A 14,913-nucleotide genomic window follows, 5' to 3' on the forward strand; every position below is an offset into this window, starting at 1 on the left:
TGATTACTCGTCAGCGCCCTTGTCGATCACTTTACGACCACGGTATACGCCTTCTGGCGATACGTGGTGACGCAGGTGAATTTCACCGGTGGTTTTTTCTACAGACAGAGTGCTTGCCGTCAGGGCATCGTGCGAACGACGCATGTCACGGGCAGAGCGGGATTTTTTGTTCTGCTGAACAGCCATAATTGATTAACTCCTAAACGTTTGGGTCACGCTTTAACTGCGCCAATACACTGAACGGGTTGGACCGCGTTACCTCGTCCTCGCTCGGCTCGGCCTCGTCATCGAGACCCTCCGGCTGCTGGCATTCTTCCGGATGATGAGCAGGCACAATGGGCAAGGCGAGCAAAAGCTCCTCCTCGATCAGTGCATGCAGATCCAAAGGATCTTCGCCCAGTTCCAGCACGTCATAACCTTTCGGCAACGACTGGGTATTCGCACCCTCCTTCACCACAGCGTAACTGCATTCGCTGTGAATCGGCAGGGTGACCAGCTCAAGACAACGCTGGCAAACCATTTTGACTTCGGTGTCGATAAAACTGTGGATTACCACAGACTTACGTTCATCTCGTTCAAAAACAAATTTGGCCTGCACCGTACCGACAGTGTCGGAAAGCGGGTCGCAGAGTCTCTCCAAATCGGCCAGCAGCAATTCACCTTGAAGGGAAGTGCCACGATCTGCCAATTTGCGCGGGTCAACGTGAGGTGGAATCGGGTCATTCAACATAGGCGCAGCATTATAGGGATGCACCCAGCCATGTCAAAGGAAATTCAGCCCTGTGCGTCAGCCGGTCACCCCGCTAGAATCCCCGGCTGCTCTGAGGAGACGCCTATGCTGCCTTTATTACTTGCATCCAGCTCGGTTTATCGCCGGGAATTGCTGAGCCGCCTGCACCTGCCGTTCATCTGCAGCTCGCCTGATATCGACGAAAGCCACCGTGAAAATGAATCCGCCATCGAGCTGGTCAAGCGCCTGGCCGAACAGAAAGCTCGCGCCCTCGCCGGCAGCCATCCGGGGCATTTGATCATTGGCTCCGATCAGGTCGCTGCTCTGGAAGGCCGCATCATCGGCAAGCCCCATACCTTCGAGAACGCGCGCGCACAACTGCTGGCAGCGAGCGGCAAGCGTGTCAGCTTCCTTACCGGGTTGGCGCTGCTGAACAGCCAGACCGGGCACTGCCAGGTCGACTGCGTACCGTTTACGGTGCACATGCGCGAACTGAGCGCTGAACGCATCGAGCGCTACCTTCGGATCGAGCAACCTTATGACTGCGCCGGCAGCTTCAAGGCCGAAGGGCTGGGCGTGAGCTTGTTCCAAAGCACCGAAGGGCCGGATGCAACCAGCCTGATCGGCCTGCCACTGATTCGCCTGGTGGATATGCTGCTGGCTGAAGGCGTGCAGACCCCCTAAGCCCAGCACAAAACCAATGTGGGAGCGGGCTTGCCTGCGATGCAGACACCTCGGAACATCAGTCGCACCGAGGTGACGCTATCGCGGGCAAGCCAGCTCCCACATGTTGAACCCTGTCGCTTTCGAGGTATCAGCGCAGCGTCGGGCCCTGGAAGCCCATGTACATCACCAGCTTCTCGGCCACGCTGGCACCCAGTTTCTTGGAAAAGCGATCAAACGGCGATTCCTCAACGGTGAAATCCACCAATTCCTTCTCGCCAATCACATCCCGCGCCACCGAACTGGCACTGCCCAGCCCATCGATCAAGCCCAGCGGCAACGCCTGCTCACCCGACCACACCAGCCCGGAGAACAGCTCCGGATGGTCTTTGTCCTTCAGTCGATCGCCACGCCCCTGCTTCACGCTGGCAATGAACTGACGGTGAGTGGTATCGAGCACGCCCTGCCAGAACTGAGTCTCATCGGCTTTTTGCGGCTGGAACGGGTCGAGGAACGCTTTGTGCTCACCCGAGGTGTAAGTGCGACGCTCAACCCCCAGCTTCTCCATGGTGCCGACGAAGCCGTAACCGGCCGCCGTCACGCCAATGGAGCCGACCAGGCTGGCCTTGTCGGCGTAGATCTGGTCAGCGGCGCTGGCGATGTAATAGGCGCCCGAGGCGCCCAGGTCGGAAATCACCGCATACAACTTGATATCCGGGTGCAGGCCGCGCAGACGGCGAATTTCGTCATACACATAACCCGACTGCACCGGGCTGCCACCTGGGCTGTTGATGCGCAGGATCACGCCCTTGACCTTCGGGTCTTCAAACGCCGCGCGCAGGCTGCTGACAATGTTGTCGGCGCTGGCGGACTCTTTGTCGGCGATCACGCCACGCACTTCGATCAAGGCGGTGTAATTGCTGCCGCGGGTAGCGCTTTTTTCCATGTCCATCAGTGGACTGAACAGCACCAGCATCGCGAGCAGCCAGATAAAGGTCAGCAGCTTGAAGAAAATCCCCCAACGCCGCGCACGGCGCTGCTCCTGAACGCTGGCCAGGAGAGTCTTCTCCAGCAGCTTCCAGCTTTTATCATCACTGCTATCCGCCTTTTCCGGCGCCTTCCACTCGTCACTCATGCCATTAACCCCAGCAAAGACTTATTGGGCCCGGCTGAGCCAGGCCTGCAGTTCGGAAAAATGATCAATCGTCAGCCTCGGCTCGTACTGCTGCAAGGTCTCGGCAGACTGAGCGCCGTAGCTGACCGCCACACTGTCCATGCCCGCATTGCGCGCCATCATCAGGTCGAAGGAGGCGTCGCCCACCATCAACGCCTGGCGCGGCGACACACCGCAATGGGCAAGGATCTGCTCAAGCATCAGAGGATGAGGCTTGCTGGCGGTTTCATCCGCCGCCCGGGTGATGTCGAAATAATTTTCGAAATTGTGCGCCTTAAGGACCCGATCCAACCCGCGACGGGCTTTGCCGGTGGCGACTGCCAAGTGATAACCCTGGGCACGAAAGGCCTCAAGCGATTGCACCACACCGTCGAACAGCGGCGAAGGCGTGGCCTCCAGCGCGATGTAGTGGTCGGCGTAGTGGTCGCGAAACGTCACCAGCTCAGCGTCACTGATCTGCGGGTACAAGGTACGGATGGCTTCAGGCAAGCCCAGGCCGATGATGCCTTTGACCGCGAGATCGGTGCACAACTCAAAGCCCGAGCGGGTTGAAGCTGCGTGCATTGATTCCACGATCCGCCCAATGGAATCGCACAGGGTGCCGTCCCAGTCAAAGATCAGCAGCTTGTAATCAAGGTGCGACACTCAAACGCTCCACGGTCTTGGCCCACATTTCGTCGACCGGCGCCTGCAGCTTCAGCTCACCGCCGTCAGGCAGCGGAACTGTCAGCATGTAGGCGTGAAGAAACAGGCGCTTGCCGCCCAGATCGCGAATTTCCTTGGAGAAATCCTCGTCGCCGTACTTGGTGTCGCCGGCGATGCAGTGGCCTGCGTGCAGGGTATGCACACGAATCTGGTGAGTACGCCCGGTCACCGGCTTGGCCTCGACCATGGTGGCGAAGTCACCGAAACGGCGCAGCACTTTGAACAGGGTCAGGGCTTCTTTGCCCTCCTCGTCCACTTCGACCATACGCTCGCCGGAGCGCAGGTTGCTCTTCTGCAGCGGCGCACGAACGCTTTTGATCGAGCTCGCCCAGTTGCCACGCACCAGCGCCATATAGCGCTTGTCGACACCATCGCCACGCAGAGCGGTATGAAGGTGGCGCAACATGCTGCGTTTTTTGGCGATCATCAGCAGACCAGAGGTGTCGCGGTCCAGGCGGTGGACCAACTCCAGTTCCTTGGCATCCGGGCGCAACTGACGGAACGCTTCGATCACGCCGAAATTCAGGCCGCTGCCGCCGTGCACCGCAATGCCGCACGGTTTGTTGATCACGATCAGCTTGCTGTCTTCGAAGACAATTGAAGCCTCAAGGCGCTGCAGCAGGCCCTGGGCCAGCGGCACGGGCTCGTCACGCTCAGGCACGCGAACCGGCGGCACACGGACGATGTCGCCCGCCTGCAGCTTGTACTCCGGCTTGATGCGGCCCTTGTTCACGCGCACTTCGCCTTTACGCAAGATGCGGTAAATCAAGGTCTTGGGCACGCCTTTGAGCCTGGCCAGGAGAAAATTGTCGATGCGTTGGCCGGCATATTCCGGCGAGACCTCGAGCAGCTGGACGCTGGGGGTCTGGGGGGCGGTAGTCGTCATGGCGGCGATGATAACAATTTTTTATGGAATTGAAGCACTTAATCATTGCTGCTATAGTCGCGAACGCCGCCAAAAGCGGCCTGGACAGAGGACTTGCGGCAAACTGCCGGCCCTGACCATCGCAATTCATCAGGACGCGAGGCCGTCCTACGGGGCTTTTGCCACCTTGGAAGGCTCGAGATTGTAACAAGCGCAGGTGACATGAGGCCTGAAGCGAGTGCAGAAAGCAGAGTGAATACTCGCGTTCTGCGCCGATATTTACGGCCAGTTCACAAAGTGCAGTCAGTCTTGAGCCAGACCATGGCGAAAGCTTCGGAAACAACGCCTGTTAAGAGCTGAGTGAGAGCGCAGTCGCCCACACCTAGTCTTGTTTAGCCATGAGCGTGGACTCCCCATTGGAGAACACGGTAAATGCCAACCCGCTGCGGATTCTGCGCGCGGCAGCACCCGAATTATCAGGGATACGTGTAGGGTGGAGATGCACAACCGTCGGACCGTGTAGCACTAGGCTTATATTTAGACGCTTCATCTCGTCCACAACCGCCGGTTGATTCCTCCTCCTGACCTTAGCTTTTGTTGAAGTGGTGCCTTTGTCACCACCGCTAACAAGCAGGACGCGTCCGTCGCGATACCGGCCCAATTGGCTCGTTATTGCTGGACACTGGAGTGGCCAACCACTCTTGACGCACCTGACACCGACCGTGAGAAGTCGTGTGTGCCGAACGCCGTTTCCGGCAGCCCGGAAACCGACGGTACAACATGAAAAGAATGCTGATTAACGCAACTCAACCCGAAGAGTTGCGTGTTGCACTGGTAGATGGCCAACGCCTCTACGACCTGGACATCGAATCCGGTGCACGCGAGCAAAAGAAGGCCAACATCTATAAAGGCCGTATTACTCGCATCGAACCAAGCCTTGAGGCTGCCTTTGTCGATTTCGGCTCCGAGCGCCACGGCTTCCTGCCCCTCAAAGAAATCTCCCGCGAATACTTCAAGAAAGCCCCAGAAGGCCGCGTGAACATCAAGGACGTCCTGAGCGAAGGCCAGGAAGTCATCGTTCAGGTCGAAAAAGAAGAACGTGGCAACAAGGGCGCCGCCCTGACCACTTTCATCAGCCTGGCCGGCCGTTACCTGGTGCTGATGCCAAACAACCCACGTGCCGGCGGTATTTCCCGTCGCATCGAAGGCGAAGAGCGCAACGAACTGCGTGAAGCGCTGAACGGCTTGATTGCACCAGCCGACATGGGCCTGATCGTGCGCACTGCCGGCCTTGGCCGCAGCAGCGAAGAAATGCAGTGGGACCTCGACTACCTGCTGCAACTGTGGACCGCTATTAAAGAAGCGTCCCTGGATCGTTCCGCGCCGTTCCTGATCTACCAGGAAAGCAACGTGATCATCCGCGCCATCCGCGATTACCTGCGCCAGGACATCGGCGAAGTGCTGATCGACAGCGTTGAAGCCCAGGACGAAGCCCTGACCTTCATCCGCCAGGTAATGCCGCAGTACGCCAGCAAGATCAAGCTGTACGAAGACAGCGTTCCGCTGTTCAACCGCTTCCAGATCGAAAGCCAGATCGAGACCGCCTTCCAGCGCGTAGTCGAACTGCCTTCCGGTGGCTCCATTGTGATCGACCCGACCGAAGCCCTGGTGTCCATCGACATCAACTCGGCGCGTGCGACCAAAGGCAGCGACATCGAAGAAACCGCTCTGCAGACCAACCTGGAAGCGGCTGAAGAAATCGCCCGCCAACTGCGCCTGCGTGACATCGGCGGCCTGATCGTGATCGACTTCATCGACATGACCCCGGCCAAGAACCAGCGCGCCGTGGAAGAAAAAGTCCGCGAATGCCTGGAAGCTGACCGTGCCCGCGTACAGGTCGGCCGCATCTCGCGCTTCGGCCTGCTGGAAATGTCCCGTCAGCGCCTGCGCCCATCCCTGGGCGAAAGCAGCGGCATCGTCTGCCCGCGTTGCAACGGCACCGGCATCATCCGTGACGTTGAATCGCTGTCCCTGGCGATCCTGCGCCTGATCGAAGAAGAAGCCCTGAAAGACCGCACCGCCGAAGTCCGCGCGCAAGTGCCGATCCCGGTTGCAGCTTTCCTGCTCAACGAAAAACGCAACTCGATCACCAAGATCGAACTGCGTACCCGTGCCCGTATCGTCATCCTGCCGAACGATCACCTCGAAACGCCGCACTTCGAAGTGCAGCGCCTGCGTGATGACAGCCCGGAAGCACACAGCGGCCAGTCCAGCTACGAAATCGCTGCTGCCGCGGCTGAAGTGGAAGAAGTCCAGCCAGCTGCCGCAACCCGCACCCTGGTTCGCCAGGAAGCTGCCGTGAAGACCGCACCGGCCCGTGCCAACGCACCGGTACCTGCCGAAGTAGCCGCCCCGGTTGCCGCGCCAGCCGCCCTGCCTGAGCCAAGCCTGTTCAAAGGCCTGGTGAAGTCGCTGGTCAGCCTGTTCGCCACCAAGGAAGAGCCAGTTGCTCCGGTAGTGGTTGAAAAACCTGCCACCGAGCGCCCGGCCCGTAACGAAGAACGTCGCAACGGTCGCCAGCAAAGCCGTAACCGCAACGGTCGCCGTGATGAAGAGCGCAAGCCTCGCGAGGAACGTGCTCCGCGTGAAGAACGCGCGCCACGTGAAGAGCGTGCACCTCGCGAAGCCCGCGAAGAAACCCCAGCCGTAGCCCGTGAAGAACGTGCACCGCGTGAAGAGCGCGCACCACGTACCCCACGCGCCCCTCGTGAAGACCGCAAGCCGCGTGGCGAGCGTGAAGAACGTGTGCGTGAACTGCGCGAGCCACTGGACGCAGCTCCAGCCGTGGCTGCCGAAGCGGCCAGCGAAGAACGCCCGGCTCGCCAGCCGCGTGAAGAACGTGCCCCACGTGAAGAGCGCCAGCCGCGCCCACCGCGTGAAGAGCGTCAACCACGCGCCGAGCAAGCCGCTGCCGCCAGCGAAGAAGAAGTGCTGACGAGCGAAGAGCAACTGCAGGAAGACGGCCAGGACAACGCCGAAGGTGATCGTCCACGTCGCCGCTCCCGTGGCCAGCGTCGTCGCAGCAACCGTCGCGAGCGTCAACGTGACGCCAACGGCAATGTCATCGAAGGCTCGGAAGAGTCTGGCGAAAACGCAGAAGCCGCCACCGCCGAGCCGACTGGCGCCGAACTGGCTGCCGGCCTGGCTGTGACAGCCGCCGTGGCCACCTCGGTCATCAGCGCACCTGCTGAAGCCCAGGCTCACGAGCAAGCTGAACGCGCTACTGCCGCCGTCGAAGACACCTCTGTTGTAGAAGCGCCAGTCGCTGAAACGCCAGCGGTTGAAGCGCCAGTGGTTGAGGCCCCGGCAGTTCAAACGCCGGTAGTTGAAGCTCCAGTCGTCGAAGCAACGACCCCGATCGAAGCCCCAGTGGTGCCGGAAGTGGAAGTTGCACCGGTTCGCGAAGCTCAACCAGCAGTGGATGTCACCGCGGTCGAGCCTGCACCGGTAGTTGAGCCTCAGCCAGCGGTTGAAGCCGTGGTTGAAGCGCCGGCTGTCGAAGAGGCCGCCCCGGCAGTGCGTGAAGTTCGCGAAGAACAGACCGCCTTCCAGTGGACTGCCGAGCCAGCCACTCCGGTTGAAGCGCCAACCCCTGCCCCTGTGGCAGAAGAAGCGCCAGCACCGGTTGCCGAAGTGGTTGAAGCCGCTCCGGTTGTGGTTGCCGAGCCTGCGCCAGTGGTTGAAGCGCCAGTGGTTGCCGAAGTTGCCGCCCCGGTGGTTGAAGCAGCCCCTGCCAGCGCACTGACCGAAAATGGCCGCGCGCCGAACGACCCACGTGAAGTGCGTCGCCGCCGCAAGGAAGCTGAGGCCGCCGCCGCTGCAGCCGCTGCCGCACCGGCTGCTGCTGAAGTAGTCGAGGCGCCAGCCCCGGCTGCCGCGGAGCACGCCCCAAAGGCGTTGGAAGCAGAACACGAGCCTAAACCTCTCGTCTGATTCCATCAGCCACTAAAAAGCCCCGCCTGAGTGATCAGGCGGGGCTTTTTTATGGGCGATGATTTGAGACCTGCGCAGATTGACTGACATCCAGCATTCGCGAGCAAGCCCGCTCCCACATTCAGTCGGCGTTGAAATTCAGCCTCTGTGGCAGGTCCACATCCCAAAGCACACCCGGATCATTGACGTGAACCTGCGCCACCTTCGCCTGAGCGAACAGAGGCTTGGCGCCACGATCCCCAGTCAACGCCATCAGGCCTGGCCCGAACGCACGACCAAACGCCACAGGATGGCCGCACGTTCCCGCATGCACCGGCACGCTGATACCCTCCTCCTGCAGCGCGTCCAGCACCTGCTCAATGCTCGATGCTTGAATAAACGGCATGTCGCCCAATACCACCAACCAGCCGTCTGCCGCGCCACTGGCCGCAACCACCGCAGCAAGGCTGTCGCCCATGCCGGCGGAATGCAGCAACAGGACTTCACAGCCGTAAGCCTGTGCCAGGCGAATCACCTCCAACCGGTCCGGCGAAGTCACCACCCAGCGCTTTACAACACGCGCAGGCAAGTTCACAAGCACCTGCTCGATCACCGGCCGCGTCACACCATCGCGGCCCACGCAATCGGCCAGCAACTTGTCTTTATCTGGCCCCGCCTCAGCGCGGAAACGACTGCCCTGCCCTGCCGCCAGCACAATCGCGACAACAGTCATGGGGCCGCCACCGGCAACGGCTTTTTCTGCAGTGTCGCCACGCCGTTCTTGATCGCAACGATTTCGGCCATCAACGACAACGCAATTTCCGACGGTGTATGACTGCCGATGTGCAAACCGATCGGCCCATGCAAGCGGGCAATGGCTTGCGTCGAGAGGCCCAGCGCCGCCAGGTTCTCTCGGCGCTTCTGGCTGTTGACCCGTGAACCAAGGGCGCCAATGTAGAACGCCGTAGAATTGAGCGCCGTCAGCAGCGCCATGTCATCCAGGCGTGGATCGTGGGTCAGACAAACGATGGCAGTGCGTTCATCGGTCTGGATATTGAGCACCGCTTCATCCGGCATGCCCGGCACAAAGCGGCCGTGCTGCTCTTCCCAGCCATAGACGAATTCTTCACGAGGGTCGCAGATCAGCACTTCGAAATCCAGCAACCGTGCCATCTCAGCCACGTAGCGTGACAACTGGCCCGCACCGATCAGCAACAAACGCCAACGGGGGCCATAGATCGCACGCAGGCGTTCGCCATCGAAGGTCACGGCATCGGTCTTGCTCGCACCGCTCAAGTTCACCTCGCCAGTGGCCAGGTCCAACTCGCGCGCAACGATTTCATGCGCCTCACACCGCGCCAGCAATTCGGCGACCCAAGCCCAGCTGTCCACGCGCTCTTCGGTCAGGCGTAATGTCCCGCCGCAAGGCAAGCCAAAACGCGCAGCCTCATCCCGGGTGACGCCGTAGGTCACCAGTTGCACCGGCGGCCCATCGTCCGGCAAGCGACCGTCCTGCAGGCGCGCGATCAAGTCATCTTCGATGCAGCCACCGGACACCGACCCAATCACGACACCGTCGCCTCGCAAGGCCAACATCGCCCCTGGCGGGCGCGGCGCACTGCCCCAGGTCTGGACCACGCTGTAAAGCACCACTCGGTGCCCAGCGCGGCGCCAATCGAGCACGCTGCGCAAGACATTCAGATCCACACTGTCCATCGAAACTCCTGCAAGCGATTGCAGCGCAAACATGCGGCTGGCTAATGGGTTTTAGAGCGGACACCCCGGCGCGAGTTTCATCAGCATAGTCCGGCCAGGGCCAACAAACGCCGGTAGATACCAGCCTCATCGCGGTTTGATGAAGTGATTGCTGACTGTAAATCAAAAGAACCGAAAAGTGACCCCGCAGAAACGCAAACGCCCCGATCAAGTCGGGGCGTTTGCAGAGCGTCTGACGCGATTCACGCCTTCGGCATGTTACTTGACCGCAGGAGCAGGACCTTCAGCCACGCCCAGGTCATCTTCCGGACGGGTGTCGGAGATGCCAGTGCCGCCGGACGCCAGCTCGCTGTGCAGCTTGTCGGTGTCCAGTTCCTTGACCCACTTGGCCACAACGATGGTGGCAACGGCGTTACCGACCAGGTTGGTCAGTGCGCGGGCTTCGGACATGAAGCGGTCGATACCCAGGATCAGCGCCAGGCCGGCAACCGGCAGATGGCCAACAGCCGACAGGGTGGCCGCCAGCACGATGAAGCCCGAACCGGTCACGCCTGCAGCGCCTTTGGAGGACAGCAGCAGCACCAGCAGCAAGGTGATCTGGTGGGTGATGTCCATGTGGGTGTCGGTCGCCTGAGCGATGAACACGGCCGCCATGGTCAGGTAGATCGAGGTACCATCGAGGTTGAAGGAGTAGCCGGTCGGAATCACCAGGCCTACTACGGATTTCTTCGCGCCCAGACGCTCCATCTTGATCAGCATGCGTGGCAGTGCCGATTCCGAGGAGGAAGTCCCCAGTACGATCAACAGCTCTTCACGGATGTAGCGAACCAGCTTCAACACGCTGAAACCGTGTGCGCGGCAGATGGCGCCCAGCACCACGACCACAAACAGGACGCAGGTGATGTAGAAGCAGATCATCAGCTGACCCAGCTGAACCAGCGAGCCTACACCATAGGCACCGATGGTGAACGCCATGGCGCCCAGGGCACCCAGTGGCGCGAGCTTCATGATCATGTTGATGATGTTGAACATCACGTGCGCGAAGCGATCGATGAAGTCCAGCACCGGCTTGCCGTAGGCACCCAGGCGGTGCAGGGCGAAACCGAAGATCACCGAGAACATCAGCACTTGCAGGATATCGCCGTTGGCGAAAGCGCCAACGATGGTGTTCGGGATCACGTTAAGGATGAAGCCAACCACGCTCTGGTCTGCACCGGCAGTCACGTAGGCCGCGACTTTGGAGGCGTCCAGGGTAGCCACGTCGATGTGCATGCCGGCGCCCGGCTGCACGACGTTAACCACGACCAGACCGATCAACAGGGCGATGGTGGAAACAACTTCGAAGTACAGCAGCGCGTAGCCACCGGTTTTGCCAACCGATTTCATGCTTTGCATGCCAGCGATGCCGCTGACAACGGTGCAGAAGATGATCGGGGCGATGACCATTTTGATCAGCTTGATGAAGCCGTCACCCAGTGGCTTGAGCGCCACGCCGGTCTGCGGGTAGAAGTGACCGAGCAAAATACCGATAACGATTGCAACGATCACCTGGAAATACAGGGATTTGTACAGTGGCTGACGAGTCGTCATTGCAAAGTTCCTCAATCGCACCGTGTGGCAAATATCCGCCATTGCCCACGACACTTGAATTGCGAACCCTCCTGCACTGGAGGGATTTGTTGTTTGCGAGGTCCGTTGAAACCGGCCTGCGCTGTTCTCTGTATCGCAAACGCCGTGCCACATCGCTTAAAAACGCTGAAGGCCTTTAGACATCAGGGCTGGGGGCACGACGACGGCCTTGCACACCTTGGGAGATGTGGCGGAATTCCGCCAGGCCACCCGGTCTCGTCCTACAATTTGGCGGATATCCGCCTTGTCGCCCCTCCCGGTGATGGCTAACATCCGCCACTCCATGGACGAGGCCCTCACATGCGTGAACGTACCATCGCCAGCCACTACGCCCGAGCCGCCCTCGGTGGTGCGCGCCGGGCGGGCTACGACTACTCGGGCCTGCTGCTGCAGGTGGGCATCACCCCAGAGCTGTTGACCGAACCCCGCGCCCGCATCGCCCCCGAGCAATTTACCCGGCTGTTGCAGATGTTGTGGCTGGCGCTGGACGACGAATACCTGGGGTTCGCCGAAGGTCCGAGCAAGCGCGGCACCTTCGCCATGATGTGCCACGCGCTGATCCACTGCCGCACCCTGGAGAAGGCTCTGGAACGCGGCTTATTATTTTATAGCCTATTCCCACAGGGTCCGCGCTGGCAGCTGACGAGAGAAGGCGACATGGCTCGGCTGAGCCTGGACGATTCGCAGTTGTGGGACCCGGATCACTTCCTCAGTGAGTGCCTGCTGGTGATCTGGCATCGCCTGGGCAGTTGGTTGATCGGCCAGCGTATCCGCTTGCAACAGGCAACGTTCAGTTACCCGATGCCGGCCCATGCCGGCGAATACGACCTGCTCTTTCCCTGCCCTCAGGCATTCGGCGCGCCACACAGCAGCCTGGTGTTTCCCAGCCGCTACCTGAGCTTGCCGCTGCTGCAGGACGAACGCACCCTCAAGCATTTTCTTGAGCGCTCCCCCGCCGACCTGCTGTCGCGGCCGGATGAAGGCGACAGCCTGAGCAGCCAGCTGCGCCGCTTGTTGAGCCGTGACCGCACGCCCTGGCCGGACCTCGAAGCGGTCGCGCAGCACCTGCACATCAGCCCTCAAACCCTGCGCAGGCATTTACGTGAGGAAGGCACCAGCTTTCAGGCGCTCAAGGATGAATTGCGCCGGGACATTGCCATCTATCACTTGGGACGGGCCGATTTGTCTTTGCAGGAGATTGCCGAGCAGCTGGGGTTTTCTGAGCCTTCGGCGTTTCATCGGGCGTTCAAGAAGTGGACGGGCTTGACGCCTGGGGCGTATCGGGCGCAGGAGAGTTAGCGGTGTGGTGCCATTGCCGGCCCCTTCGCGAGCAAGCCCGCTCCCACATTCGACCGCATTCCTACAGGATAAACGCGGTTAAATGTGGGAGCGGGCTTGCTCGCGAAGAGGCCAGTGGAGTCAACAGAGATCACAAGGCCGGAAAGTGAATCTTGAACGCCGCGCCGCCCAATGGTGAGTCGCCCAAGGTCAATCGCGCGCTGTAGCTTTCGATAATGTCCTTGACCACCGCCAGACCGATGCCCTGCCCCGGATGCTGGCGGTCCAGCCGCTCGCCCCTTTGCAGGATTCGCGCACGCTGATCAGGTGGCACGCCAGGCCCGTCATCTTCAATGCACAGCTCGGTGCCTTCGAGGCTTTCTGTCAGGCTGATGCGCACTTCGCTCAGGCACAGGCGATAGGCGTTTTCCAGCAAGTTGCCGAGCATTTCGAGCAACGCGCCCTTCTCGATCGGCACATCGCATTCGGCGGGCAACTCAAAGGTCACCGTCACGCGTTTATCGCGATAGACCTTGTCCAGCGTGTCGCACAGGCTTTGCAATACCGGCTCAAGGCGCACCTGGTGGCGCACCAGGCCGCTTTTACGCAGGCTGGCACGCTGCAGCTGGTAGCCGATCTGCTGGCTCATCCGTTCGATCTGCGATTGCAATACCCAGGCCTGGCCGCGATCTTCCGGGCGCTGGGCCATGTCCTCACTCACACCCTGCAACACGGCCAGCGGCGTTTTCAGGCTATGGGCCAAGTCGTCGAGGGAATCGCGGTAGCGCGCCCGTTGTTCACGCTCGCTGTGCAGCAACCGGTTGAGAGAGCCCGTCAGACGCAGCAATTCACGGGGATGCTCCTCGGAAAGGCTTTCGCGGGTGCCGCCTTCGATCTGGTCAAGTTCCTGGCTCAGGCGCCGCAGCGCCTGCAGGCCCCACGTCAGGCCCAGCCACAGCAACGTCAGCAACACCAGCAAGGCCGCGCCGAACCCCAAATAAAGGTTTTCCCGCAGGCCTTCAAGGGTCAGCTGGTATTCGCGCACCGGCTGCAGGGCCACGATACTGAACGCCGCGCTCTTGCCGCCCAGCAGCTTGACCTCGACGTCATACACGAAAAATTCCTGACCATTGGCTTCGCGAATGCGCGCGAACTCGTTACCGCGCCCGTCGTAGCGCGGCTTGTAGTTGATATTTTCTTCCTGAGTAGCGCGTGAGCGCCATACCAGATGGCCTTCACGGTCGTAGATATAGCCAAGCAGACGGCTATCGGTGAGGTTGAAACGTTCGTCCGGCAACTGCGCCGGCATCAGCAGGCGGTTGTTTTCGACGCGCGCGGCGGAAATCAGGGTGGTGACGTCCGACGCCAGGCGCTGCTCGATGGAATCCTGCAGCGCCAGGCTGAACGCCCCTTGCATGGCGGGCAATAAGCCCAGCATAAACAACACGGCCAGGGTGGTGGCCGCCAGCATCAAGCGCACACGTAACGAGCGTATCAACGGCAGCGCTCATTAAACAGGTAACCCAGGCCCCGCACGGTGTCGATCGGCTTGAACCCCGCCGGCCCTTCCAGCTTGCGGCGCAGGCGGCCGACCAGCACTTCGATCACGTTTGGATCACGCTCGTCGTCATCGGGATAAAGCTGCTCCATCAAGCGGTCCTTGGCGACGACTTGCTGATGGTGGCGCATCAAGTATTCGAGAATCCGATACTCATAGGCGGTCAGCGCCAGCGGCTGCTCATCCAGGGATGCTTGCTTGCGATTGAGGTCCAGCAGCAAGGGCCCGGCAACAATGGTCGACTGGGTGAACCCGCTGGAGCGGCGCAGCAAAGCGTTCATCCGCGCCTCCAGTTCTTCGAACTGGAACGGCTTGACCACATAGTCGTCAGCGCCGGCCGCCAAGCCTTCGACCTTGTCCTGCCAGTTGCCGCGGGCGGTGAGGATCAGGATCGGGAAGGTCTTGGCCTGGCTGCGCAGTTGGCGGATCAGGTCCAGGCCGCCCATGCCGGGCAGGCCCAGGTCGATGATGGCCAGGTCATGGTTGAATTGCCCGGTCTGGTACAGGGCTTCCTCGGCATTGGCCACGGCCTCGACCACGTGCCCGCTGTCGGTCAGGCGGGTGAACAGGTGATGACGCAACAGCGCCTCATCTTCCACGACCAGCAATTTCATAAGGCTCTC

The 14,913-nt window shown here is 60.8% G+C and carries 13 protein-coding genes; 3 read left to right on the plus strand and 10 right to left on the minus strand.

Annotated features, from left to right (window positions below; translation table 11 throughout):
* Nucleotides 1-3: 3 nt before the first annotated feature.
* Nucleotides 4-186 carry a 50S ribosomal protein L32 gene (gene rpmF, locus AACW30_RS13820; RefSeq protein ID WP_008152339.1) on the minus strand — a complete coding sequence of 61 codons (183 nt, stop codon included), beginning with the start codon at nucleotides 184-186 and terminating at the stop codon, nucleotides 4-6.
* Between the two features lie 13 nt (nucleotides 187-199).
* Complete coding sequence (locus AACW30_RS13825) at nucleotides 200-730, minus strand: YceD family protein (RefSeq protein ID WP_032886799.1); 531 nt, start codon at nucleotides 728-730, stop codon at nucleotides 200-202.
* Nucleotides 731-835: 105 nt separating this feature from the next.
* Here AACW30_RS13825 and AACW30_RS13830 point away from each other — a divergent pair, with 105 nt between their 5' ends.
* Nucleotides 836-1,414, plus strand: coding sequence for a Maf family protein (locus AACW30_RS13830; protein WP_200622860.1), 579 nt, complete (start codon nucleotides 836-838; stop codon nucleotides 1,412-1,414).
* A gap of 130 nt (nucleotides 1,415-1,544) precedes the next feature.
* Here AACW30_RS13830 and AACW30_RS13835 read toward each other — a convergent pair whose 3' ends face one another.
* Genes AACW30_RS13835 through rluC form a run of 3 tightly spaced genes read right to left on the minus strand, consistent with a single transcriptional unit; the run spans nucleotide 1,545 to nucleotide 4,158 of the window.
* The gene (locus AACW30_RS13835) at nucleotides 1,545-2,528 is read right to left on the minus strand and encodes a S49 family peptidase (RefSeq protein ID WP_200622862.1); all 984 of its coding nucleotides are present in this window, start codon (nucleotides 2,526-2,528) and stop codon (nucleotides 1,545-1,547) included.
* 21 nt (nucleotides 2,529-2,549) lie between these two features.
* Nucleotides 2,550-3,212, minus strand: coding sequence for an HAD-IA family hydrolase (locus AACW30_RS13840; protein WP_200622864.1), 663 nt, complete (start codon nucleotides 3,210-3,212; stop codon nucleotides 2,550-2,552).
* The gene (rluC, locus tag AACW30_RS13845) at nucleotides 3,199-4,158 is read right to left on the minus strand and encodes a 23S rRNA pseudouridine(955/2504/2580) synthase RluC (RefSeq protein WP_058427510.1); all 960 of its coding nucleotides are present in this window, start codon (nucleotides 4,156-4,158) and stop codon (nucleotides 3,199-3,201) included. The genes AACW30_RS13840 and rluC overlap by 14 nt, the downstream gene beginning before the upstream one ends.
* Nucleotides 4,159-4,917: 759 nt before the next feature.
* Between rluC and rne the strand changes: the two genes are divergently transcribed.
* Nucleotides 4,918-8,130, plus strand: coding sequence for a ribonuclease E (rne, locus tag AACW30_RS13850; RefSeq protein ID WP_442793481.1), 3,213 nt, complete (start codon nucleotides 4,918-4,920; stop codon nucleotides 8,128-8,130).
* A gap of 121 nt (nucleotides 8,131-8,251) precedes the next feature.
* On the opposite strand, the gene AACW30_RS13855 is transcribed toward rne, so the two are convergent.
* From AACW30_RS13855 to AACW30_RS13865, 3 genes are all read right to left on the minus strand, one after another.
* Nucleotides 8,252-8,842, minus strand: a complete 591-nt coding sequence (locus tag AACW30_RS13855) for a nucleotidyltransferase family protein (protein WP_106576146.1) — start codon at nucleotides 8,840-8,842, stop codon at nucleotides 8,252-8,254.
* Nucleotides 8,839-9,825 (minus strand): XdhC family protein, encoded by a 987-nt coding sequence (locus tag AACW30_RS13860; RefSeq protein ID WP_200622868.1) that lies wholly within the window; start codon nucleotides 9,823-9,825, stop codon nucleotides 8,839-8,841. Before AACW30_RS13860 ends, AACW30_RS13855 begins: the two co-directional genes overlap by 4 nt.
* Before the next feature lie 258 nt (nucleotides 9,826-10,083).
* On the minus strand, nucleotides 10,084-11,415 hold the full coding sequence (locus AACW30_RS13865) for a dicarboxylate/amino acid:cation symporter (RefSeq protein ID WP_106576144.1): 1,332 nt from the start codon (nucleotides 11,413-11,415) through the stop codon (nucleotides 10,084-10,086).
* Between the two features lie 339 nt (nucleotides 11,416-11,754).
* On the opposite strand from AACW30_RS13865, the gene AACW30_RS13870 reads away from it, so the two are divergent.
* On the plus strand, nucleotides 11,755-12,753 hold the full coding sequence (locus tag AACW30_RS13870) for an AraC family transcriptional regulator (RefSeq protein WP_200622869.1): 999 nt from the start codon (nucleotides 11,755-11,757) through the stop codon (nucleotides 12,751-12,753).
* A gap of 130 nt (nucleotides 12,754-12,883) precedes the next feature.
* Here the strand turns inward: AACW30_RS13870 and AACW30_RS13875 are convergent, their stop codons facing one another.
* Complete coding sequence (locus AACW30_RS13875) at nucleotides 12,884-14,230, minus strand: ATP-binding protein (protein WP_106576142.1); 1,347 nt, start codon at nucleotides 14,228-14,230, stop codon at nucleotides 12,884-12,886.
* Nucleotides 14,227-14,904: a response regulator gene (locus AACW30_RS13880; protein WP_017138377.1), complete on the minus strand. Its 678-nt coding sequence runs from the start codon at nucleotides 14,902-14,904 to the stop codon at nucleotides 14,227-14,229. The genes AACW30_RS13875 and AACW30_RS13880 overlap by 4 nt, the downstream gene beginning before the upstream one ends.
* Nucleotides 14,905-14,913: the final 9 nt, after the last annotated feature.

It is taken from the genome of Pseudomonas sp. MF6747, from assembly GCF_963890955.1.
Taxonomy (GTDB): Bacteria; Pseudomonadota; Gammaproteobacteria; order Pseudomonadales; family Pseudomonadaceae; genus Aquipseudomonas.

What these genes read in the sequence shown, in the direction of transcription:
- rpmF (WP_008152339.1), bottom strand. Translation starts at nt 186, where the DNA reads ATGGCTGTTCAGCAGAACAAAAAATCCCGCTCTGCCCGTGACATGCGT.
- AACW30_RS13825 (WP_032886799.1), bottom strand. Translation starts at nt 730, where the DNA reads ATGTTGAATGACCCGATTCCACCTCACGTTGACCCGCGCAAATTGGCA.
- AACW30_RS13830 (WP_200622860.1), top strand. Translation starts at nt 836, where the DNA reads ATGCTGCCTTTATTACTTGCATCCAGCTCGGTTTATCGCCGGGAATTG.
- AACW30_RS13835 (WP_200622862.1), bottom strand. Translation starts at nt 2,528, where the DNA reads ATGAGTGACGAGTGGAAGGCGCCGGAAAAGGCGGATAGCAGTGATGAT.
- rluC (WP_058427510.1), bottom strand. Translation starts at nt 4,158, where the DNA reads ATGACGACTACCGCCCCCCAGACCCCCAGCGTCCAGCTGCTCGAGGTC.
- rne (WP_442793481.1), top strand. Translation starts at nt 4,918, where the DNA reads ATGAAAAGAATGCTGATTAACGCAACTCAACCCGAAGAGTTGCGTGTT.
- AACW30_RS13855 (WP_106576146.1), bottom strand. Translation starts at nt 8,842, where the DNA reads ATGACTGTTGTCGCGATTGTGCTGGCGGCAGGGCAGGGCAGTCGTTTC.
- AACW30_RS13860 (WP_200622868.1), bottom strand. Translation starts at nt 9,825, where the DNA reads ATGGACAGTGTGGATCTGAATGTCTTGCGCAGCGTGCTCGATTGGCGC.
- AACW30_RS13865 (WP_106576144.1), bottom strand. Translation starts at nt 11,415, where the DNA reads ATGACGACTCGTCAGCCACTGTACAAATCCCTGTATTTCCAGGTGATC.
- AACW30_RS13870 (WP_200622869.1), top strand. Translation starts at nt 11,755, where the DNA reads ATGCGTGAACGTACCATCGCCAGCCACTACGCCCGAGCCGCCCTCGGT.
- AACW30_RS13880 (WP_017138377.1), bottom strand. Translation starts at nt 14,904, where the DNA reads ATGAAATTGCTGGTCGTGGAAGATGAGGCGCTGTTGCGTCATCACCTG.